The organism is Stenotrophomonas sp. Sm10 (genome assembly GCF_030985515.1).
Taxonomy (GTDB): domain Bacteria; phylum Pseudomonadota; class Gammaproteobacteria; order Xanthomonadales; family Xanthomonadaceae; genus Stenotrophomonas; species Stenotrophomonas hibiscicola.
The window spans coordinates 1-20,982 of record NZ_JAPTFO010000070.1 but is presented as its reverse complement, the minus strand read 5'-3'; the positions used below and the strand labels follow the sequence as shown (position 1 = coordinate 20,982).

21 protein-coding genes are annotated in these 20,982 nt (G+C 66.4%); 14 read left to right on the top strand and 7 right to left on the bottom strand.

Annotation, left to right across the window (positions count from 1 at the left end):
• Positions 1–57 precede the first annotated feature (57 nt).
• From O0J15_RS16665 to O0J15_RS16650, 4 genes are all read right to left on the bottom strand, one after another.
• The gene (locus O0J15_RS16665) at positions 58–456 is read right to left on the bottom strand and encodes an OsmC family protein (RefSeq protein ID WP_021202286.1); all 399 of its coding nucleotides are present in this window, start codon (positions 454–456) and stop codon (positions 58–60) included.
• 84 nt (positions 457–540) lie between these two features.
• Positions 541–1,182 (bottom strand): hydrolase, encoded by a 642-nt coding sequence (locus tag O0J15_RS16660; RefSeq protein WP_134735436.1) that lies wholly within the window; start codon positions 1,180–1,182, stop codon positions 541–543.
• A 56-nt stretch (positions 1,183–1,238) separates the two neighbouring features.
• Positions 1,239–1,919: a hydrolase gene (locus tag O0J15_RS16655; protein WP_308305981.1), complete on the bottom strand. Its 681-nt coding sequence runs from the start codon at positions 1,917–1,919 to the stop codon at positions 1,239–1,241.
• 72 nt (positions 1,920–1,991) lie between these two features.
• Complete coding sequence (locus O0J15_RS16650; protein ID WP_134735438.1) at positions 1,992–2,858, bottom strand: pirin family protein; 867 nt, start codon at positions 2,856–2,858, stop codon at positions 1,992–1,994.
• Between the two features lie 150 nt (positions 2,859–3,008).
• Between O0J15_RS16650 and O0J15_RS16645 the strand changes: the two genes are divergently transcribed.
• The 11 genes from O0J15_RS16645 (at position 3,009) to O0J15_RS16595 (ending at position 15,269) form a co-directional block, all read left to right on the top strand.
• Positions 3,009–3,935, top strand: a complete 927-nt coding sequence (locus O0J15_RS16645) for a LysR family transcriptional regulator (protein ID WP_134735439.1) — start codon at positions 3,009–3,011, stop codon at positions 3,933–3,935.
• A gap of 153 nt (positions 3,936–4,088) precedes the next feature.
• Positions 4,089–4,589 (top strand): RNA polymerase sigma factor, encoded by a 501-nt coding sequence (locus tag O0J15_RS16640; protein ID WP_134735440.1) that lies wholly within the window; start codon positions 4,089–4,091, stop codon positions 4,587–4,589.
• An 85-nt stretch (positions 4,590–4,674) separates the two neighbouring features.
• Complete coding sequence (locus O0J15_RS16635) at positions 4,675–5,631, top strand: FecR domain-containing protein (protein ID WP_134735441.1); 957 nt, start codon at positions 4,675–4,677, stop codon at positions 5,629–5,631.
• A gap of 183 nt (positions 5,632–5,814) precedes the next feature.
• A complete protein-coding gene (locus O0J15_RS16630; protein ID WP_134735442.1) occupies positions 5,815–8,934 on the top strand; it encodes a TonB-dependent receptor in 3,120 nt (1,039 codons plus the stop codon).
• A 27-nt stretch (positions 8,935–8,961) separates the two neighbouring features.
• Positions 8,962–9,717: a Slam-dependent surface lipoprotein gene (locus O0J15_RS16625; RefSeq protein WP_134735443.1), complete on the top strand. Its 756-nt coding sequence runs from the start codon at positions 8,962–8,964 to the stop codon at positions 9,715–9,717.
• Positions 9,718–9,776: 59 nt separating this feature from the next.
• The gene (locus O0J15_RS16620) at positions 9,777–10,541 is read left to right on the top strand and encodes a Slam-dependent surface lipoprotein (protein WP_019659846.1); all 765 of its coding nucleotides are present in this window, start codon (positions 9,777–9,779) and stop codon (positions 10,539–10,541) included.
• A gap of 90 nt (positions 10,542–10,631) precedes the next feature.
• Entirely contained in the window at positions 10,632–12,086 is a 1,455-nt protein-coding gene (locus O0J15_RS16615) for a porin family protein (protein WP_308305980.1), read from the top strand.
• A gap of 136 nt (positions 12,087–12,222) precedes the next feature.
• Positions 12,223–12,627: a response regulator gene (locus O0J15_RS16610; protein ID WP_134735472.1), complete on the top strand. Its 405-nt coding sequence runs from the start codon at positions 12,223–12,225 to the stop codon at positions 12,625–12,627.
• Positions 12,628–12,636: 9 nt separating this feature from the next.
• Entirely contained in the window at positions 12,637–14,223 is a 1,587-nt protein-coding gene (locus O0J15_RS16605) for a PAS domain-containing protein (RefSeq protein ID WP_134735445.1), read from the top strand.
• A gap of 71 nt (positions 14,224–14,294) precedes the next feature.
• A complete protein-coding gene (locus tag O0J15_RS16600; protein WP_049448040.1) occupies positions 14,295–14,636 on the top strand; it encodes a type II toxin-antitoxin system prevent-host-death family antitoxin in 342 nt (113 codons plus the stop codon).
• Positions 14,637–14,639: 3 nt separating this feature from the next.
• Positions 14,640–15,269 carry a hypothetical protein gene (locus O0J15_RS16595; protein WP_308305979.1) on the top strand — a complete coding sequence of 210 codons (630 nt, stop codon included), beginning with the start codon at positions 14,640–14,642 and terminating at the stop codon, positions 15,267–15,269.
• A gap of 99 nt (positions 15,270–15,368) precedes the next feature.
• On the opposite strand, the gene proP is transcribed toward O0J15_RS16595, so the two are convergent.
• The 3 genes from proP to O0J15_RS16580 form a co-directional block, all read right to left on the bottom strand.
• Positions 15,369–16,856 carry a glycine betaine/L-proline transporter ProP gene (proP, locus tag O0J15_RS16590; protein ID WP_134735447.1) on the bottom strand — a complete coding sequence of 496 codons (1,488 nt, stop codon included), beginning with the start codon at positions 16,854–16,856 and terminating at the stop codon, positions 15,369–15,371.
• Positions 16,857–17,117: 261 nt separating this feature from the next.
• The gene (locus O0J15_RS16585) at positions 17,118–17,246 is read right to left on the bottom strand and encodes a hypothetical protein (protein ID WP_256202341.1); all 129 of its coding nucleotides are present in this window, start codon (positions 17,244–17,246) and stop codon (positions 17,118–17,120) included.
• A 76-nt stretch (positions 17,247–17,322) separates the two neighbouring features.
• Positions 17,323–17,559, bottom strand: coding sequence for a hypothetical protein (locus tag O0J15_RS16580; RefSeq protein WP_308305978.1), 237 nt, complete (start codon positions 17,557–17,559; stop codon positions 17,323–17,325).
• A gap of 162 nt (positions 17,560–17,721) precedes the next feature.
• Between O0J15_RS16580 and O0J15_RS16575 the strand changes: the two genes are divergently transcribed.
• The 3 genes from O0J15_RS16575 (at position 17,722) to O0J15_RS16565 (ending at position 20,915) form a co-directional block, all read left to right on the top strand.
• Positions 17,722–18,138, top strand: a complete 417-nt coding sequence (locus tag O0J15_RS16575; RefSeq protein ID WP_019337746.1) for a host attachment protein — start codon at positions 17,722–17,724, stop codon at positions 18,136–18,138.
• A 5-nt stretch (positions 18,139–18,143) separates the two neighbouring features.
• Positions 18,144–18,467, top strand: coding sequence for a thioredoxin family protein (locus tag O0J15_RS16570; protein ID WP_308305977.1), 324 nt, complete (start codon positions 18,144–18,146; stop codon positions 18,465–18,467).
• Positions 18,468–18,563: 96 nt separating this feature from the next.
• Positions 18,564–20,915, top strand: coding sequence for a GH92 family glycosyl hydrolase (locus O0J15_RS16565; RefSeq protein WP_308305976.1), 2,352 nt, complete (start codon positions 18,564–18,566; stop codon positions 20,913–20,915).
• Positions 20,916–20,982: the final 67 nt, after the last annotated feature.

Below are 20,982 nucleotides of genomic sequence, written 5' to 3'. Positions count from 1 at the left end.
GCGCCGGGCCATGCCCGGCGAGCGTCGTCTGTAGATCCACGCCATGCATGGATGGGGTTACGCGGCGGCCCCGCGTTCACTGGTGATGCGCGCACCTTCGCGCATCACCAGGGTCACCGGGGTCTTTTCCACCACCTCCAGCAACCGCTGCCACTGCGCATCGCTCAGCGCGGCGCTGGCATGCAGCACGCGGTGCACATGGAAGCGACCATCCGCGTCACGTTCCGAGCGCAGCTCGGCATGGAACTCGCCCAGTTCCCAGCCCTTGCGCTGCGCATACATGCGCAGGGTGATGGCGGTGCAGGCCGCCAGCGAGGCCAGGTACAGGTCGAACGGTGCGAAGCCCTTGCCCTGGCCGCCCAGCGAGGCAGGCTCGTCCGCATCCACATCGAATGTGCCGTTGCTGATGTGGTGCAGGTAGTTGTCGGCGGTCGAAACAATGCGTGCGTAGGCCATCACGTTCTCCATCTGTCTATAGCGTCGAGCCATGCTCGACCGTTCCCAAGGGCGGCGCCAGCCAGGGTCGGGGCCGCCACGCAATCACTCGGTACGATCGTACGAGAACTGGATGCCCGCCGTACCGCCGGTTTCAATGAAGAGGTTCATGAAGGCCGGCACCGTTTCCGAACGTGCCCAGTCGCGCTGCAGCTCGCAGAACAGCTGCGGCACGCTGATCAACTGGCCACCGGCCTGTTCGATTCGGCGTAGCGCGGCATCGTGCGCGGCCAGCGAGGTACCGCCGACGGCGTCGACCACCACGTACACCTCATAGCCCTCCTTCAACGCATCCAGAGCCGGGAAAGTCAGGCAGGCCTCGGTCCACAGCGCAGTCATGATCAGCTTGCGGCGGCCGGTGGCTTCCACCGCCTTGCGGAACTCGACGTCCTCCCAGGAATTGATGGTGGTGCGATCGTAGGTAGGGTAGTCGCCCAGCACCTTGCGCAGCTGCGGAATCGGCGGCTCGTTCAGGCCGGTCTTGACGTTGACCGTCGAATGCACGATCGGCAGGCCGTAGGCCACTGCGGCCTTGGCGGTGCCGACGATGTTGTTGACCAGCAGCTGGCGGTCCATCGAGGCGATGGAGTTCACCTGCACCGGCTGGTAGTCGATGATGATGAAAGCGGAATTCTGCGGGGTCAGCAGGTGGTCGCTGGCCGGGTCGCGGATCGGTTCACTGGACATGATGGGTCTCCGGTTGGGAGGGGTGCCGGCGGCGGGCAGGCACCCCGGGGGGCAGCTCAGCTGCGCTGCGAATCCAGCTGTTCATGGTTCTTCTGCACGTCCTGGGCCTTCAGGTAGCTTTCGATCAGCAGCTGGTAGTTCGGGAAGATCTTCGTGTAGACCTCGGCCCACTGCTGGGCATCGTCGCGGTTCCAGGTGCGCTGGATCTCCGAGGCCGCCGCGGCGGTGTCCATCGGTACCACGCCGGCCTGCACCACGCGGGCCAGGGTGATCTCCTCGGCCATCTTCGAGTAGGTGCCGGACGCGTCGATGACCGCGAACACCTGGTAACCATCGGCGACGGCGGCGATCGACGGGAAGGCCATGCACACGCTGGTGATGGTGCCGGCAATGATCAGCTGCCTGCGGCCGGTGGCCTTCACCGCAGCAACGAAGTCCGGGTTGTCCCAGGCGTTGATCTCACCCTTGCGCGCCACGTACTGCGCATGCGGGGCCGCGTCGTGAATCTCCGGGATCAGCGGGCCGTTCGGGCCCTGCGGAACCGAGGCGGTGGTGATCACCGGCATCTTTGCCAGCGTGGCCATCTTCGCCAGCGCGGTGGCGTGGGCACGCACGCTGGTGAACGGCATGTCACCGATGGTCTGGAACAGACCACTCTGGTGGTCGATCAGCAGCATCGCGGCATTGTCCGGATCGATCACCGGGCGGGCACCGTTGAAGTTGGCGGGGGTACTCATGGTCAGTCTCCTGGAAAAAGTGGGCGATGGCCCGGAGGGTGCGGCGGGCCAGTGCCCGCCGCTTTGAAATGATCAGTGCGCGATCTGCCCGAAGCGGCCGCTGTTGAAGTCGTTGACCGCCTGCGCGATCTCGGCCTGGCTGTTCATCACGAACGGGCCGTAGCCCACCACCGGCTCGTCGATCGGCTCACCGCTGAGCAGCAGCACGGTGGCGTCGCTGTCCGCATCGACGAACACGTCTTCGCCGCTGCGGTCGAAGGTGACCAGCTGTGCCTCGCCGACTGGCTGGCCGCTGTTGATCCGCACCGTGCCCTTCAGCACCACCAGCGCCAGCGTGCGGCCATCGGCCACCGGCAGCTCGGCGTGATGGCCCTGCCGCAGGCGGATGTCCCAGACATCCATCGGCGTGTGGGTACGCGCCGGACCGGCGTGGTTGTCGAATCGACCGGCGATGACACGCACGCGGCCGGCGCCATCGGGCAGTTCAACCGAGGGGATCTGTGCGTCAAGCAGGGTCTGGTAGCCCGGTGCACCCATCTTGTCCTGCGCCGGCAGGTTCACCCACAGCTGGACCATGTCCAGCGTGCCGCCGCGCCTGCTGAACTCCGGGGTATGGAACTCCTCGTGGAGGATGCCGGAGGCAGCGGTCATCCACTGCACGTCACCCGGGCCGATGGTGCCGCCGGCCCCGGTCGAATCACGGTGGGCGACCTCGCCCTCATAGACGATGGTGACGGTCTCGAAACCGCGATGCGGATGCTGGCCGACCCCGCGCGGGGTGTCGCTGGGTGCGAAGCTGTAGGGGCCGGCATAGTCCAGCAGCAGGAACGGGCTCAGGTGCTGGCCGTGGGTGTTGTAGGAAAACATCGAGCGGGCGGGGAATCCGTCGCCCACCCAGTGCGGGCGGGGGGCGCTGTAGGTACCGGTGACACGCTTCATGGCGATCTCCTGGCCGGGGCTGCCGGCCGCTGTTGTTCGTTGCGGAGACGATATCGCCGTGACAATTGACCCGGTAGACGCCGATATTTGCCGTCATAGTCCTATCTGGTGAACAATGGTCGCAGGCCATGAGCCGCAGGAGATCGTCCCGTGTTCATCGCAGATATCCGCCGTTGTGACCTCAACGATCTGTTCTACTTCGCCATGGTGGTCGAGCACGGCGGCTTCTCGCAGGCCGGCCGGGCGCTGGCCATGCCCAAGTCGAAACTGAGCCGGCGCATCGCGCTGCTGGAAGAACGGTTGGGCGTGCGCCTGATCCAGCGTTCGACCCGGCGCTTCTCGGTCACCGAGGTCGGCCAGGACTACTACCGCCATTGCAAGGCAATGCTGGTCGAGGCCGAAGCGGCCGAAGAAGCGATTGCGATGTCACGCGCCGAGCCGCGCGGCACGATCCGCCTGGCGTGCCCGATCGCGATCCTGCATGCGCGCATCGGCACGATGCTGGCCGATTTCCTGGCCCTGCACCCGCAGGTGACGGTGCAGCTGGAGGCCACCAACCGGCGCGTCGACGTGGTGGGCGAGGGTGTGGACGTGGCGATCCGCGTGCGACCGCCGCCGCTGGAGGACAGTGACCTGGTGGTACGCGTGCTGGCGCGCCGGGTCTGGTGCACCAGTGCCAGCCCGGCGCTGTTGCAGCGGCTGGGCGCGCCGCAGGTGCCGGCCGATCTGGCGATGATGCCGACCGTCGATCTGGCATCGCCCAGCCAGCAGCATGTCTGGGAATACACCGGGCCGGACGATGTGCTGGCCAGCGTGCACCATCGCCCGCGGCTGGTCAGCGATGACATGATCGCGCTGCGCACCGCCGCGGTGGCCGGGGTGGGCCTGCTGATGCTGCCGCGGATGATGATCACCGATGAGTTGGCCAGTGGCGCGCTGGTGCCGGTGCTGCAGGAGTGGGTGCCGAGGCACGGCATCGTGCATGCGGTGTTCCCGTCGCGGCGGGGGCTGCTGCCAGCGGTGCGTGCGTTGATCGACTACCTCGCCGAGCGTTTCGATGCGTTGGACGAGCCCTAGGTCTTCCATCCACGCATGGCGTGGATCTACTGAACCTGCCATGCGTGGATGATGGTTTGGGGTGCGGCTTGCCGCCTGCGGCTGCGCAGCCCACAATCCACGTCCGGACCGTCGCCATCACGCCCATCATTCCCCGGTCCGGCCTTGGCACCTATGTCTCCCAATGCCCTGGCGCTGGTCGAGCTGCTGATCCGCGAGCGCCGTGCGTTGTCTCGCTTCATCGCGCGCTATCTCGACCCGGCCAGTACCGAGGACACCCTGCAGAACCTGTACCTGAAGGCCAGCAGCGTGCCCGGCGATCCGCCCATCCTCGAGCCGCGCGGCTATCTGTACCGGATGGCCTACCACCACGCGCTCAACCGCAGCCAGTCCGACGCCCGCGAGCGGCGTGCGATGGCCGAGTACGCCCTCGACATGGCCGAGGCCAGCCGCGATGGCGAGGCGCAGGCGCTGGACCAGGCGCAGCTGCGCGAGATCACCCAGACCATCCTCGCGCTGCCGGCCCAGGTGCGTGAGTGCTTCGTGCTCAACCGCTACCTGGGCCTGAGCGAGCGCGAGATCGCCGCCAGGCTGGGTATTTCCAAGAGCCTGGTCGGCAAGAATGTGCTGCGCGCGGCGCTGTTGATCCAGCAGCATCAGCAGGGAGTGCATTGATGAGCTGCGATTGCCGTGGGCAGATCGCGCCCGCCGTTGTCACAACAGGAAGGCGCACCCGTTCGCGGTGCGGCAGGCCACAACCATGACCACGTCCGAACCCTCGCCGCGTCAGGCCAGGCAGGCGTTGCGCTGGGTGATCCGGTGCAGTGCAGGCCCGCTGCCGGAACGCCAGCAACGAACCCTGCAGCGCTGGCTGCAGGCCGATCCCCGCCATGCGCTGGCATGGCGCCAGCAGCAGGCCTTCTGGCAGGGCCTGGATGCCGCCGGGCCCGAGGTGCTGGCCGTGCTGCCCGGGTTGACGGCTGATCGCCAAGGGTTGCGCCCGATCGCGTCGCGCCGCCGCCTGCCGTGGCTGCTGGCCAGTGCTGCCGCAGTGGTGCTGATGGTTGCCGCTGCGCCACACGCGCTGCTGCTGGCACGCAGTGACCTGCACAGCAGCGATGCACCGCGCATGGTGCAGCTGGAGGACGGCAGCACCGCGGTACTCGACGCCGGCACCGCACTGGCGATTGAATTCGATGGCCAGCAGCGCCACCTTCGTCTGCTGCGCGGCCAGGCCTGGTTCCAGGTAGCGCACGAGGCGCGCCCGTTCCAGGTGGAGGCGGCGGGCGGCCAGATCCGTGACATCGGCACGGCCTTCAGCGTGTCGATGCAGGACACCACGGTCCTGACTCAGGTCAGCGAGGGCGTGGTCGATGTGCGCCCAGGCGATGGCAGCGTGCAGCGCCTGCATGCCGGGCAGGCACGGGTGTTCCGTGACGGTCGCTGGCTGCGGCCGGTGCAGCTGGAAGATCTCGAGACGATGGCGCCGTGGCGGCGAGGCGAGGTAGTGATCGACGATCAGCCGGCCGCGCAGGCCATCGCTGATCTCGCGCGCTACCGTCGTGCACCGGTCTGGGTACTGGGCGGGCAGGGCGCGGACTTACGGGTCAGTGGTCTGTTCCATCTGCAGCAACCGGACGCCGCCATCGATGCGGTGGCCGCGCAGGCAGGGCTGCGTGTGCAGCGCTTGCCCGGCGGCGCGCTGGTGGTGTGGTGAGGCTCGCGCAATGCCCGGATGAACCGGTCGCATAAAAAAAAACATGAAAAAACCGTGGGCAATCGCCACATCGCCCTGTCTATAGAGGTATAGCCAGAGCGAAACACCGTTTCTCCTCAAGCCAGACATGCCACCGGCACCGGATGTGCCCGTGGTTCCGCCACGCTTGAGGAGTTCCTGTCCATGCCGTCCACGGCATCCGCCTGTCATCGTCGCGCCACCGTCCTGGCTCTTGCCATCTCCACCGCATTGCTGCCGCTGGCCTGGGTGCCGGCCGTGCAGGCGCAACCGGCGGTCGTCGCGCCGTTGCGCCAGTACACGATTCCGGAACAGCCCCTGGCCGACGCTGTGCGTGCCTTTGGCCGCCAGGCCGATGTGCAGGTGGTGTTCCGCAGTGACCTGGTGGAGGGCCGCCGCTCCAGTGCGGTGAAAGGCGAGTACAGCCAGATGCAGGCGCTGCAGCAGCTGTTGCGCGGGAGTGGCGTGCGCGCACAGCGCGGCATGGACGGCACCTGGAGCCTGCGGGCCGCAGTGGAGGCGGGTGAAGGGGAAGGGGTGCGGGTAACCGAGACTCTGGACGTGGCCGGTCGCCTGCAGTCGGAAGGGGGCGAGGCGCGTGATCGGCGCGGCTACGATGATGTGTTCGCGCTGGACCTGACCACGGCGTATTCGGGGCGCGACCGGGTGGAGCGCTACCGCGGCTCCAACCCGGCCGACGTGGTCAAGGATCTGGTCGGTGTGTTCAGTGGCGATGCGCGCAACAGCGGCGCACTGGACATCAACATCCGCGGCATCCAGGGCCCGGGGCGGGTGCCGGTCAGCATCGACGGTGGCGAACAGGCGCTCACGGTCTGGCGCGGCTACAACGGCGTCAGCAACCGCAATTACATTGATCCCAACCTGATGGGTGGCATCCAGGTCATCAAGGGGCCAGGGCTGGTGCGCGATGTGCACAGCGGGATCGGTGGCGCGCTGGTGATCAAGACCATCGACGTCGATGACATCGTGGAAACGGGTGAGCGCTTCGGCGGGGAGCTGAAGATCGAAGGCAGCAGCAATGCGGTGGCGCCACGCCTGCCGCGGCTGCACACCGGCGAGGATTACCGCACCGTGCCGGGGTTCCCGCAGGGCTCGCCGAACTCGCCCTACGACGACCGCACCCTGGTGGTGCCGGTGAAGTCGCGCAGTGGCAACAACCCCTTCGATGGCGAGGACCAGGCCTGGCGCCTGGCGCTGGGCGTGCGTGGCGACAACGTCGACCTGATGGCCGCCTACGCCTGGCGCAAGCGCGGCAACTACTTCTCCGGGTCCAACGGTAGCGCCTACTACGACCAGGACCGGCGCGAGCAGTTCGAGTACCAGGGCATCGACTACATCACCACGCTGGCGCGCTACTTCAAGCCTGGCGATGAAGTGCCCAATACTTCCAGCGAACAGGAGTCCTGGCTGGTCAAGGGCAGCTGGCAGATCAACGATGACCAGCGGTTGAAGGCGACCTGGCGGCGAACGCTGTCGCACTATGGCGAGATCATGCCGTCGCGCATCCTGTCCGCGCCGGACTATGGGCGCATCCAGTGGCCGCTCAGCCGGGTTGCGTCCGATGCCTGGAACCTGGAGTACCGCTTCCAGCCGGCCGGCAGCCGCTGGCTGGACCTCTACGTCAACCTGTGGCGCACGGAGACAGACAGCGATACCTACACTGCAGGCGGCTTCCCGAACTTCGCGCCAGGCAACCCGGCATGGAACCCGGACGCCAGCCCGATTCTGCGCAACACCGCGCTGGCAAATGCGCGCAACGACCGGACCGGCCTGACCCTGAGCAACCGCTTCGCCCTGCATTCGACCCTGGACCTGACCGTGGGTGGCAACTGGCAATACGAAAAGCTCGGCTCGCGCGACCCGTATTTCGGCCCGTCCGACGGCTGGCGCATGTACCCGCGTGCCGGCCGTCGCCAGGAGGGCGAGGGCTACCTCACTCTGGAATGGCGTCCGGTCGACTTCCTGACCCTCAATGCCGGCGTGCGTTACAGCCGTTACTGGGCGTTCGACGACTTCCTGCAGGCCCACCCGGAACTGCAGACGACCTCGATCGTGCCGCGCGAAGCGCAGTACCGGGTGAATGAACTGCCGCCGCGGCCGGACAGCCTGCAGGGCGAGATCGACGCACTCGAGAGCGAGCGGGAATTCTGGGACAGCATCGGCATGGGCTGGATCGTCGATCAGTCGCTGGCCGACCTGCTGCGCAAGTACGAGACACCCAGGGAGGTCCAGCACGGCATTCCCTGGTTGCCCGATGCAAACGGCAACTACAGCCGAGCCACCAATCCCTGCCTCAACGGCCAGGTCGCCGCCATCCCCGGGTTGCTGCCGATGGTCCTCGGCACCGACATCCGCTGCAGGATCGGGGGCGGGGCGATGCAGTCGGTGGCCGGGCGCAACGAACGGCACCGCGATCACGCCTGGTTGCCGACGTTCTCGGCGACGGTGCGTTTCTCGCCGGCCGCTCGTGCCTATCTGCGCTACAGCGAGGCGGTGCGCTTCCCCAGCATGTTCGAAAGCACCATTGCGTTCTCCAGCAGCCTCAATCCGCTGTATCCACTCAAGCCGGAGCATGCCTACAACTACGAGCTGGGGTACGTGCACAACCTTTCCGGGCTGTTCGGCAACACCGCCGATGCCGACGTCAAGCTGGCCTACTACGTGCACAAGACCCGCAATGTCATCGAGCGTGATGCGTACTTCATGTTCGACAACATCGACAAGCAGACCATCCGCGGCATCGAGCTGCAGGCGCGCTTCGACAACCGGCGCTTCTTCACCGATCTGGGCATCAGCCGCATCCTTGAAAACGAAGTCTGCGATGAAAGCTCGGCGGTACGGCTGGATGCGGACCAGGGGCGGGTGCCCAACTGCGTCCAGGATGGCTTCGTCAGCGGCTATCTGCTGACCCAGGCCACGCCGAAGCTGTCGGTGAACTGGTCACTCGGCACCCGCCTGTTCGATGAGCGCCTGGAGCTGGGCACCCGCATCGTGCACTACCAGCGGCACGACAATCCGGACCTGCAGGCCTACCGCGACCGCCTGATCGCCGGGGGCAGCAGCCTGCTCTGGCAGAACGTGCCCTTCACCTGGGGAAACATCACCACGGTGGATGCCTACGCCCGCTGGCGCTTCAACCAGCACGCCAGCGTCGAGCTGGTCGGCAGCAATCTCGGCAACCGCTATTACGTCGACCCGGCAACACGCTCAACGCTTCCGGCACCGGGCCGCACGATCAAGCTTGGCATCACCGCGCGCTTCTGAGTCCGCATTCGACAGGGAGAATCAACCGTGAAACAGCCCCGCACCCTTGTACTTTCGATCGGCCTGCTGGCTTCCATGCCGGTCATGGCTGCCGACATCGCTGGCGGGCAGAGCCCGGCCCAGGACGGCGTCCATTACATCAACGCAGGCGAATCGACACTCAATGCCGGTCCGCACCGTTCCGGTCGCGCAGGCATTTCGTTGGGGCCGTATGCCAACGCGGCGCGAGTGGACGTGGCCAGCCTGGCGCCCTACGCCACCACGGTGGTGCGTGGCGCAACCACGGTCCGCACGCTGGGCCCGGACGCAGGCCTGCCGTTCGCCACCGCTGGCGTGGGCCACTTCAGCTTCGTGCAGGTGGGCACTGCAGATGTCTGGTTCGGTGAATGGTCATCCAGCGGCGCGCAGGCGGGCTTCAATCACCGCCAGGTGTTCTTCGTCGGTGACCGTGCCGGTACTTCGCTGCCAGCAGGCATCGTGACCTACACCTTGGCTGGCATCAACCGCTTTGATGGCAGCGGCGTGCTGGAAGGCGCACTGCGGGCGAATTTCGATACCGGCACCGTCACCGCCGGCCTGGTCGGGACCGGATACAGGCTCGCCGCGAGCGGCACGCTGGATCGCGCCACCGGTGCGTTCAGCGGTTCGGCCATCGCCAATGGTTCGATCATCGGTACCAGCAGCGGCCAGTTCTTCGGCGCCGGTGCCAGTGCGGTGACCGGCATCGCAACCTTTGCCGGCAACAGCCAGTTCGATACGTCCTTCGGCGGTCAGCGCAACTGATCCGCCGCCGTTCCTTTTTGTGTTGTACCCGTAGTTCCCTCAACCCAAGGAGCAATACCATGAAAATGATCAACCGTTCCCTGTTGGCCGTCGCCGCTGCACTGGCCCTGGCCGGCACTGCGCAGGCGGCCGACATCGTCGGCGCTGCCAGCCCGGCGACCGATGCGCAGCTGTACGTCAAGGTGGGTGCGTCGGAAGTCAATGGCGGCCCGCACTCGGCCGGCAAGGCCGGTATCGGCGTTGGCACCGTGTCCAATGCCAAGCCGGTCGATTTCCAGGGCTTGGCGGCCTACTCGGCCCCGACCACCGTCAATGGTGTCACCGTACGCACACTGGCCATGCCGATCACCGGTACCCCGGGCAGCCATTCCGGCATGGGCCACTTCAACTTCGTGAAGGTCGGCAGCGGCGATGTGTGGTTCGGCGAGTGGTCCAAGGATGGCGCCGCTGGTGGCTTCAACAACCGCCAGGTCTATTTCGTCGGTGACCGTGCCGGCACCACGCTGCCGGCCGGCGTGGCCACCTACAGCGTGGCAGGCCTGAACAAGTTCAATGGCAGCAACCTGCTGTCGGGTACGTTCCGCGCCAACTTCGGCAATGGCACCCTGCTCGGTGGCCTGAGCGGTGGCGGCCTGTCGATCAACGTCAACGCCAACATCAACAGCGCCAACGCCTCGTTCGCCGGCACCGCCACCGCCAACGGCAGCGTTGCCGGCACCACCCAGGGCCAGTTCTTCGGCGCCAACGCGGCCACCCTGGCCGGTATCGCCACCTTCAGCGGCAACAGCCAGTACGACACCGCCTTCGGCGGCAGCAAGAACTGATCGCCACGCCCCTGACGGGGCAGGGCAGGGACAAGCCGCGATCCGCCAGTCCCTGCTTCGGCCCGCTGCATGCATCACCACGGATCGACCATGCGCCATTCCATCTTCCTTGTCGTACTGCTGTTGGCCGCCACCGATGTGCGCGCCCAGCAGGACGATCTTCGACGCGTGCTTGAACAGGGCACTGAGCTGCGCCACCAGCAGCAGGACCAGCAGCGCCTGCAGCAGGCCGAGTCGGAGCGGCCAACCATCACCATCGACGGCCAGACGCTGCGCGTGGAGCGCACCGTCGATGATCTGGGCCAGGCTCTCTACCTGTCTCTGCAGCATCAGCAATGGCAGGCCGCCGCTGCGTTTCTCGACGAGTACATCGAACTGCCTGGGCATGATCCCCTGCTGCGCCACCATGCGCAGGGAGCGCTGGCACGGGTGGCCGGCAACCATCGTCGCGCGGCGAAGGAGTACGAAGCCCTGCTGGCTGCGCAGCCGGATTTTCTGCCAGCCCGCCTCGAGCTGGCGCGTGTCTATGCGGAAGACCAGCGCGATCGCGATGCGGTCGCGCTGTTCACGGCCATCGCTGCAGGCATCAATGCCGATGATCCGGCCACGGCCGGCGTCCGCGCGCGCGTGGACGGCTACCTGGGTGCCCTGCACGCGCGCCAGCGCTGGAAAGGCGCGTTGTCCGCCGGCCCGGCATGGAGTGACAACATCAACCGCAGTTCGGCCAGTCGCACCTGCCTGTTCGGCGTGGGCGACGCCTGCATCATCGAACGGAAACTGCCGGACGCCCAGCGCGCGGCGGGCCTCGACTACGACGCCAGCCTGGAACGGCGCTGGGTGCTCGGCGGGCATCATGGGCTGTACGTGCGCGGTCTCGCCTTCGGCCAGGCATGGCGCGGGCACAGTGCGTACGACGAGCTCAATGCCAACGTACAGGCGGGTTACAGCTGGCGTAGTGCACGGCAGACCGTGATGCTCGCCCCCAGCTATGACTACCAGGCCCTGGGCAACCATACGCTGCAGGGCGGCAGCGGCGTGCACGCGGAATGGCAGTACGCCCTGGATGCACGCAGCCTGCTCAAGCTGGAGGCTGACTGGAAGCGCCAGCGCTATCGCCAGCAGGGCCTTGCCAGCAACTACGACGGCGAGCTGGCATCGCTGTACGCCACCTGGTTCCGCGCGCTCAATCCACGCTGGACGGTCTTCGCCGGGCTGGATGTCACCGACAGCAGCGCAGCCGACCCGGCCAACGGCTACCGCCAGCGCGGCCTGCGGCTGGGCGCGGCGCGGCAGTGGAGTGGCACCACGGCCACCGTATTCGTGTCGCTGCGCCAGCGCGACTACGACACCTGGAGTCCGTTGCTGGAGGCGCGCAGGCAGGACGACGAACAGAACCTGATCGCCATCGTGCGCAGCGAGCGCTTGGCCGTGGCCGGGCTGGTATCCAGCCTGAGCCTGCGCTACGCGCGCATCGACAGCAACGTCGGCTGGCTGTACAGCCACGACCGCAGCCTGCTCAGCCTGAAGTGGGAACGGGCCTTCTGAACGCGGCGTTGCAATGCCGCGGTGAACGCGCCGTGGCCGCGACCTTCATCCATCATCACGCGCTCTTGTAGCCCGGTTCGCGCATCCTGCGGGCGTTGCGGCAGAGGTGGGCCGCGTGTATCGAGGAGCGCCGGTCGTGCTGGAAGCGGGCAACAAACCAGAGGGCCTGAAAGGGCTGCGTGTACTGGTGGCGGAGGATGAATTCGCCATCGCGATGTTCCTGGTCGACTATCTGGAGCTGAAAGGCGCACAGGTGGTGGGGCCTGCCGGTGACCTGCAGGCGTTGGGGCAGCTGGTCGATACCCATGCCATCGATGTGGCGCTGCTGGACATCAATCTGGGCGGCGAACAGGTCTATCCGTTGGCCGACCGGCTGGCCGAGGCCGGCACCCCGTTCCTGCTGACCTCCGGCTACGACGACAACCTGCCAAGCCGCTTCGCCAGCGCGCCGCGCTGTACCAAGCCGTATCACATTGAAGCCCTGGTGCAGCAGCTGGCCGGGCTGGTGGCGACGCCGCAGGTCTCTGCGGGCATCGCCTGATCGCGCGGCATGTCGCGCCGTCCTGAAGGCATCCGCGCCACCGAGCTGTGTGGCGGCAGGCCACCTGCAGCGCACCCGCACGGGCGCCACGATGGCATGGCTGCGCGCATCGCCCGCCATGACTGGTCATCCACGCCGCTGGGAGCGTATGAGCGGTGGCCGCCACACCTGCGCGCCACCGTCGACCTGATGCTGGCGCATGGTTTCCCGATGATCGTGCTGTGGGGCGAGCAGCTGGTGCAGCTCTACAACGATGGCTATGCCGAGATCCTGGCCGACAAGCATCCCGGCGGACTCGGCCAGCCGACCCGTGAATGCTGGCCCGAGGTGTGGCATATCAACGGGCCGATCTACCAGCGCGTCTGGCAGGGCGAAACCATCACTTACGAGGACAAACTCTATCCCCTCGCGCGCCGCGGGCGGTTGGAGGATGTGTGGTTCACCATTACCTACAGCCCCATCCGTGGCGAAGAGGGGCGCGTCAGCGGCGTGCTGGTCACCATGTTCGAGACGACGGCGGCGCATGTGGCCCAGTCGGCCCGCGAACGCGAAGAGCAGAAGCGGAGGGAGGCGGACCACCGCCTGGCATTGGCCTTCAAGGTACTGCCGGTGGGCGTCTGCATCGTCGATGCCGAGGGGTGCCTGCAGCTCTCCAACGACCAGATGCGCACCTACCTTCCCACCGGCAAGGTGCCGTCCACGGATCTGCCCAACCACCACCGCTGGCAGGGATGGCACCCCGACGGCTCGCGCATCGAACCCAGGGATTTCGCCATAGCCAGGGCCTTGCGCGGTGAGACGGTAGTGCCCGGGCTGGAGTTCCAGTTCAAGCATGACGACGGGCGCGCGCGCTGGACCCGTGTGGCCGCCGCGCCGCTGCGCGATGCAGACGGCGAGGTGACGGGCGTATTCGCCATCGCTGTGGACATCGACGATCTCAAGCGTGCCACCGAGCGCCAATCGGTACTGCTGGCCGAACTGCAGCACCGGGTGCGCAACATCATGTCGACCATACATGCCATTGCCTGGCGGACCCGTGAGTCGGTCAGCAGTGTGGATGATTACGCTGAACGGTTGTGCGGACGATTGATGTCGCTGGCGCGCACGCAGAGCCTGCTTACCCGTGGCGCCAATGCCGGGGTCTGCCTGCGTGGCATGCTCGATGAGGAGATCGCAGCGCAGACGCCGGTCACCGCCGCCTATCGCCTGCAGGGCGAGGATGTGCTGCTGCCACCGAAGGCGGCCGAAGTGCTGTCCCTGGCGATCCACGAATTGGCGACCAACGCCCTGCGGCATGGTGCGCTGACCCATGAAGATGGCCGGATCGACGTGTCCTGGCACCTGCAGGTGCAGGACGGACAGCCATGGCTGGGCCTGCACTGGTGTGAACGCCATGCCGCCGTGGAAGACTGGGAGCTGCCGCGCCAGCGCGGCCTGGGCCGTGCGCTGATCGAGCAGCGCGTGCCCTATGAGCTGGCCGGCAGTGGTGAACTGCACTTCGATCCGCAGGGGCTGGATGCCTGGATCCGCTTCCCACTGCGCGAGCGTGACAGCCTGCTGCAGACCGATGCGCCACAGACCGGCTCCGGCGCGTGAAACGGCATTTATATCCAATTTGGCCAAATTGGGTATAGTGGCCATTATCCACTTCTGCCTGGAGCCGTGCCATGACCCTGCCACTGGATCTGCCTGGACTTGAGAAGGCCCCGGCCTCGTCTGTGAAGACCCGGGGCTGGCCGAGCCTGATGCGTACCGTGCGTGAGAAGCAGGCGCTGGTCATCACCAACCACAACCACCCCGAAGCGGTGATCGTGGACATCCGCACCTACCAGGAGCTGTTGGCCAAGGCTGCCGGCAGCGATGCCGGTGAGCGCAGTGAAGAACTGCTGCGCCTGCGCAGCGAATTCGACCAGACTCTGGCTGGCCTGCAGCGCGGTGAGGGGCTGGGCAAGGTGCTGGGCCAGCCGATCCGCCGCGGCCGCAAGGTCACCCTCGGCCGTCCGCTCTGACCGATGGGGCGGATCCTGGTGCTGGCCGGCGTCAACGGCGCCGGCAAGAGTTCGCTGCTGGGAACCTGGCTGGAAGCCGAAGGGCTGGGCTGGTTCAACCCCGATTCGTTCACCCGCCGCCTGGTAGAGGCGGGCTGGCCGCTGCCCGACGCCAATGCCGAGGCCTGGCAGGAAGGCACCCGCCGCCTGCGCCAGGCCATGGCCGATGGCACGGACTTCGCCTTCGAGACCACGCTGGGCGGCAACACCATTCCGCGCCTGCTGCGCGAGGCCTGCGAGCACTATCACGTCGCGATCTGGTTCTGTGGCCTGGCCACGGTGGACCTGCACATTGCCCGTGTTGCAGCGCGGGTGGCCGCCGGCGGCCATGACATTCCGGTGGAGAAGATCCACGCCCGCTTCGATTCGGCACGCGAGAACCTGCTGGAACTGCTGCCACACCTGGCCGAGCTGCATGTCTACGACAACAGCGCTCCCGCCGGCGCCGACGGCTGCGTCGAGCCGCTGCCGGTGCTGGCGATGGCGCACGGCCAGCTGCAGTACCCGGTCTCGGTGGCCGAGCTGCTGCACACGCCGGACTGGGCCAAACCCATCGTGATGCGTGCGATGGAGTTGAACGCTGCGCGCGATTGAGGGCGCGTACGTTGTAGAGCCGAGCCCACGCTCGGCTGATCTCTCGAAAGGCAGCCGCGCGCGGGCTTGGCCGTACAACAACGCCGGCTTCGCCGAGCCTCAGGCCGGCTTTACCTGCTCAGGCTCCGCAGTCTCCGGCAGTGGCGGCAGGCTCGGGTCCACCGTCACCGGCACATCGCTCTTCAGCAGTGCGGCGGCTTCCTTGTCGCTGCCGACCGCCGGCGGTGAACCGCGCAGCGGCAGGCCAGCGGTCTCCTTCACGAACAGCATGGTCACCAGGCCGATCACTGCCGCGCCCATCAGGTAGTAGGCCGGCACGAGCGGATCGCCGGTATGTTCCACCAGCCATGCGGTCACCAGTGGCGTGGTGCCACCGAACAGCGACACCGACACATTGAAGGCGATCGACAGTGCGCTATAGCGCACCGGGGTATAGAACAGCGCCGGCAGCGTGGACGGCATCGAGCTGGTGAAGCACACCAGTGCCAGGCCCAGCAGCATCAGGCCGAGGAAGATCAGCCAGTCGTTGCCGCTGCCGATCAGCAGCAGGCAGGGTACGGCCAGCACCAGCAGCGCGATGCAGGCACCGATGATCATCGGGCGACGGCCAAGCTTGTCACTGAACAATCCGCCGACAATGTTCAGCGGCATCATCACCAGCATCACGATGATGATCAGCAGCAGGCCCTTGCTCTCGGCATAGCCCATGGTGACGCTGAGGTAGCTGGGCATGTAGGTCAGCAGCATGTAGTCGGTCACGTTGAACACCAGCACCAGGCCCATGCAGACCAGCAACTGGCGGCCATGTACCTGGAACAGCGCGGCGAGCCCGGGCCGGTCGTGCTCGCGCTTCTCGGCTTCCTCGGCGAAGGCGCGGAAGGCCGGCGTTTCCTCCAGTTTCATGCGCATGTACAGGCCGAGCAGGCCCAGCGGCCCGGCCACCAGGAATGGAATGCGCCAGCCCCAGTCCAGCATCTGTCCGCTGCTCAACAGCATGTGCAGCGCGGTCACGGTTCCGGCGCCGGCGATGTAGCCGCCCAGCGTGCCGAACTCCAGCCAGCTGCCCATCAGGCCGCGGTTGCGGTCGGTGGAATACTCGGCGATGAAGGTGGCCGCACCGCCGTACTCGCCGCCGGTGGAGAATCCCTGCACCACACGTGCCAGCAGCAACAGCACCGGTGCCCAGATGCCGATGCGCTCGTAGGAGGGAATCAAGCCGATCGAGAACGTGCCCAGCGCCATCAGGATCATGGTGAACGCCAGCACTTTCTGGCGCCCATAACGGTCGCCGAGCGGGCCGAACACCAGGCCGCCGAGTGGACGCACCAGGAATGCCACGGTGAAGGTGGCGAAGGCGGCGATCACCTGTGCCGTGGGGTTGCTGGACGGGAAGAACACCTGGCCGATGGTGACGGCCAGATAGCCGTAGACACCGAAGTCGAACCACTCCATGGCATTGCCAAGTGCGGCGGCGCCTACGGCGCGCTTGAGCATGGGCTTGTCGACGACGGTGATCTCATCGACCTTCAGGTGGCGACGGCGTTTGAACCAGCCGAAGTGGGCATGGGAATCGGGCGTGTCCTGCATAGGGGCTCCCTTGTAGGTATGGAATAGGGGAATGGGTGCTGTGGTGTGTCCCGGAAATCGGAAACGGCGATGCAGGCGCAAGTGGCGCAGGGGCATCGGAAGGCGGCGTGGGGGCCGGGGAATGTGTGCAGGCGCAACGCCACGCGCACGGCAAAGCACCGCCGCAGGGGCGGAGACGCGAAAACGGGATCACAGCGGCCGCGCAGTCAGCGGCCAGGTATCACATCAGCGTAGGGGGTGCAGGCAGAGCGCCTGCTGGCGTCATCCGCCGGGATCCAGCGCGAGGCGATGGAAATGCAGGGCGGGAGCATTCGTGGCAAGCGAAGCGCCGGTCGGCAGTGCTTCCCACGTAACAGGTGCGCCCGTCACGTAGTGGGTCGTGTCGATCATCCGTTCATCATAACGGCATCGGCGTGAGCATGCAGCGAAGCAGGCCGATCTGCACGCTGTGTTCCACCTCGCCTGTTCAGAAGGCCCAGGCCGACTTCGCCACCAAACCGAACACCGTGCAGGCCATCGCCAAGGCGCCCGGCAGTGCCAGTTTCCGCGTGACCAGTGCGGCGCCGATCATGGTGAGCACCGAGAGCATGATGGCCAGGGCGAAGAACGGTTGGCCCTGCAGGAACTGGTGGATGCAACCGGCACAGCCGGCAATGGCCAGGCTGGTGGCAAAGCAGACGTGGAACAGTGAGCCAGCGTACACAGAGGTTCCTCGCGATGATGGAGGCCATAGCGGCAGGCAGGCGGACAAATTTAGCGCTGATTGCAGATTGCGATGACGGGATCACATCCTGTACCCGCTCTGGTGACATCGGCGTGCATAAGGTGGAGCGCACACCCACTTTTCGGATTGATGGAGGATGCAATGGCGCGGACGATTCCCGAAGGAACCCTGATCGTGGTAGCCGACGGTGGTTCGGCGCGGGTGTTCACCAACGTGGGCAGCAACCACCAGTTGACCCTGAAGCAGGAAGGCGAACTGCGCCTGCAGGACATCAGCGAGCAGGGTGTATCCGGGCAGGGGCCTGCGGGTGCCGTGCCGAAGGACATGTCGGTCTCGCAACTCAATGAGGCCACGTTCGCCAAGCAGGTGGCCGAACAGCTCAACGAAGATGCCTTGAAGAACCGCTATGCGCACCTGGTATTGATCGCCGACCCGACCACGCTGGGCCGCATTCGTCCGCTGCTGCATAAAGAGGTCCAGGCGCGATTGCTCGGGGATATTGCCAAGGATCTGACCAACGCGCCGCTGGAAGACATCCAGAAGGCACTGGCGGCGTAGCGCTCATGCCGTTCATGCGTGATCATCTTGCGAACGAGCCCACCTCTGCGGAGGTGGCGGCGCAGCCTGGCTGGCAGGTGCTGGAGTTCGGTGCGCCCTGGTGTGGTCATTGCCAGGCCGCGCAGCCCGCGTTGCAGGCCTTTGTCGAAGCGAACGATCTGCCGCATTGGAAGATCGAGGATGGCAAGGGAAGACCATTGGGGCGAGCGTTCAAGGTGAAGCTGTGGCCGACGGTGGTGCTGCTGCGCGATGGAGAAGAGGTCGCGCGGGTGGTAAGGCCGCTGGACAGCGCGGATCTCATGTCGTTGCAGAGCGCACTTCCCGGTTGAAGAGCGAACCCGGTGCGGGACACCGGGCAGTCGCACTGCAGCATGCGGCGTGACAGGCCCGGTGCTAGGATCCCGCTATTACCTGAATCGATCCAAATGCCGATGCCCACGCTGGACCGTCGTCTCCTGATCGCTGTCGCCGCCACGGCGATGTTCGCTTCCGGCCTGGCGTCGGCCGCGCCTGCCAGAACCGCCGCCGACAAGGCCTATGCCTCGGTCGACCCGTTCATTGGTACGGGTGGTGAAGGCCACACTTACCCGGGTGCCACGGTGCCGTTCGGCATGGTCCAGCTCAGCCCGGACACACGCATCCAGCCACGCGAAAAGGCCTATGGCTGGGCAGCCGGCTACCGCTACGACGACAGCAGCATCGTCGGCTTCTCGCACACGCATTTTTCCGGCACTGGCCATTCCGATCTGGGCGACATCCTGCTGATGCCGTTCACCGGCAGTCCCGGCCTGGAGCGTGGCGATCCTGAGAAGCCGGGCAGCGGCTATGCCTCTCGCTTCCGCCATGACGATGAGAAGGCCGAGCCGGGCTACTACGCCGTCACCCTGGACGACTACAAGGTGCGCGCCGAGCTGACCACCAGTGCGCGCGTGGGCGTGCATCGCTACGCCTTCCCCAGGGGCGCCGACGCCAAGGTGCTGCTGGACATGCGCACCAGCATGTACGACTACCCGGGCAAGGTGCTGTGGTCGCGGGTGCGGGTGCGCGCCGATGGTACCGTGACCGGCTTCCGGGAGACGCGCGGCTGGGCGCCGGGTCGCCAGCTGTACTTCGCGATGCGTTTCTCGCGGCCGCTTTCCGGGCATGAGCTGCACAACACCGAGCAGGACATCGTCTACAAGGGCTTCCCGCCGCCGGGCGAGAAGGATCCAGCGCAGCGCGCACAGGTCGAGGGCCGCCAGCTGGTCGGTACCTTCGCATTCGGCAAGCTGGATGCACCGCTGGTAGTCAAGGTCGCGATCTCGCCGGTCAGCGAAGCCGGCGCCATTGCCAACCTCGACGCGGAAGTGGCCGACTTTGATTTCGACCGCGTGCGTGCGCAGGCGAAACAGGAATGGACGCAGGCGCTGTCGGTGCTCGATATCGATGCGCCCGAGCACGCCCGCCGCAGTGCCTATACCGCGCTGTACCACACCCTGCTGGGGCCGACGCTGTTCATGGATGCCGATGGCCAGTACCGCGGGCCGGACAATGCGGTGCACAAGGCGGATGGCTTCACGAACTACTCGACGTTCTCGCTGTGGGACACCTACCGCGCGCTGCATCCGTTGCTGACGCTGGTGCAGCCGGAGAAACGCAACAGCGACTTCGTCAATTCGATGCTGGCCCACCACGAGCACAGCCCCTACGGCATGCTGCCGGTGTGGTCGTTCCATGGCCTGGAAGACTGGTGCATGATCGGCTACCACGCCGTGCCGGTGATCGCCGACGCCTACGTGAAGGGCATTCGTGGCTTCGACGCCGACAAGGCACTGAAGGCGATGGTCGAGACCGCCAATTACGGCCCCTATGACGGCATCGCGCAGTACCGCGAGCTGGGCTATGTGCCGATCGACGAGGAAGGCGAGGCCGCCAGCAAGACGCTGGAATATGCCTTTGATGATTGGACCATTGCACGCATGGCGCAGGCGATGGGCAAGGGCGATATCGCGGCGACCTTCGACAAGCGTGCCGGCAACTGGCGCAATGCCTTCGACAAGGACACCGGCTTCATGCGTGCGCGCAAGCGCGATGGCAGCTTCCGCACTCCGTTCGACCCCAGCGCCAGCGGCTATGGCACCGACTACACCGAGGGCAACGCCTGGCAGTACTCGTGGTACGTGCCGCAGGACGTCGCCGGCCTGGCGGCGGCGCACGGGGGCAGCGACAAGCTGCTCGCGCGCCTGGACGATGTATTCAACGCCAAGGTGGATCCGTCCATCTTCGAGCACATGGAAGACATCACCGGCCTGATCGGCTGGTATGCGCACGGCAACGAGCCCAGCCACCACGTGGCCTACCTGTATTCGTATGCAGGTCAGCCGTGGCGCACCCAGGCGCGGTTGAAGCAGATCATGGACACCCAGTATGCCGACCGCCCCGGTGGGCTGGCCGGCAACGATGATGTCGGCCAGATGTCGGCGTGGTACGTGTTCACCGCCTTGGGCTTCTATCCGGTGGCCCCGGGCTCGGGCGAGTACATCCTCGGCCGCCCGTTCCTGCCGAAGACCGCGATGCGCCTGCCGAACGGCAAGGCGTTCACCATCGTGGCCGATGGGCTGGATGACAGGCACACCTACGTCGGCAACGTGAGCCTCAACGGCAAGCCGCTGCAGCGCACCTTCCTGCGCCATGACGAGATCCTGGCAGGTGGCGAGCTGCGTTTCACCATGCAGGCCGAGCCGGACAAGGACTGGCCGGGGCAGGGCGCGCAGGCGCCCTATTCGATGAGCCGGTGATGATTGGTAGGTGCCGACCTTGGTCGGCACGCTTCACGGCTGACCTTGAACCTGTAGAGGCCCCCCC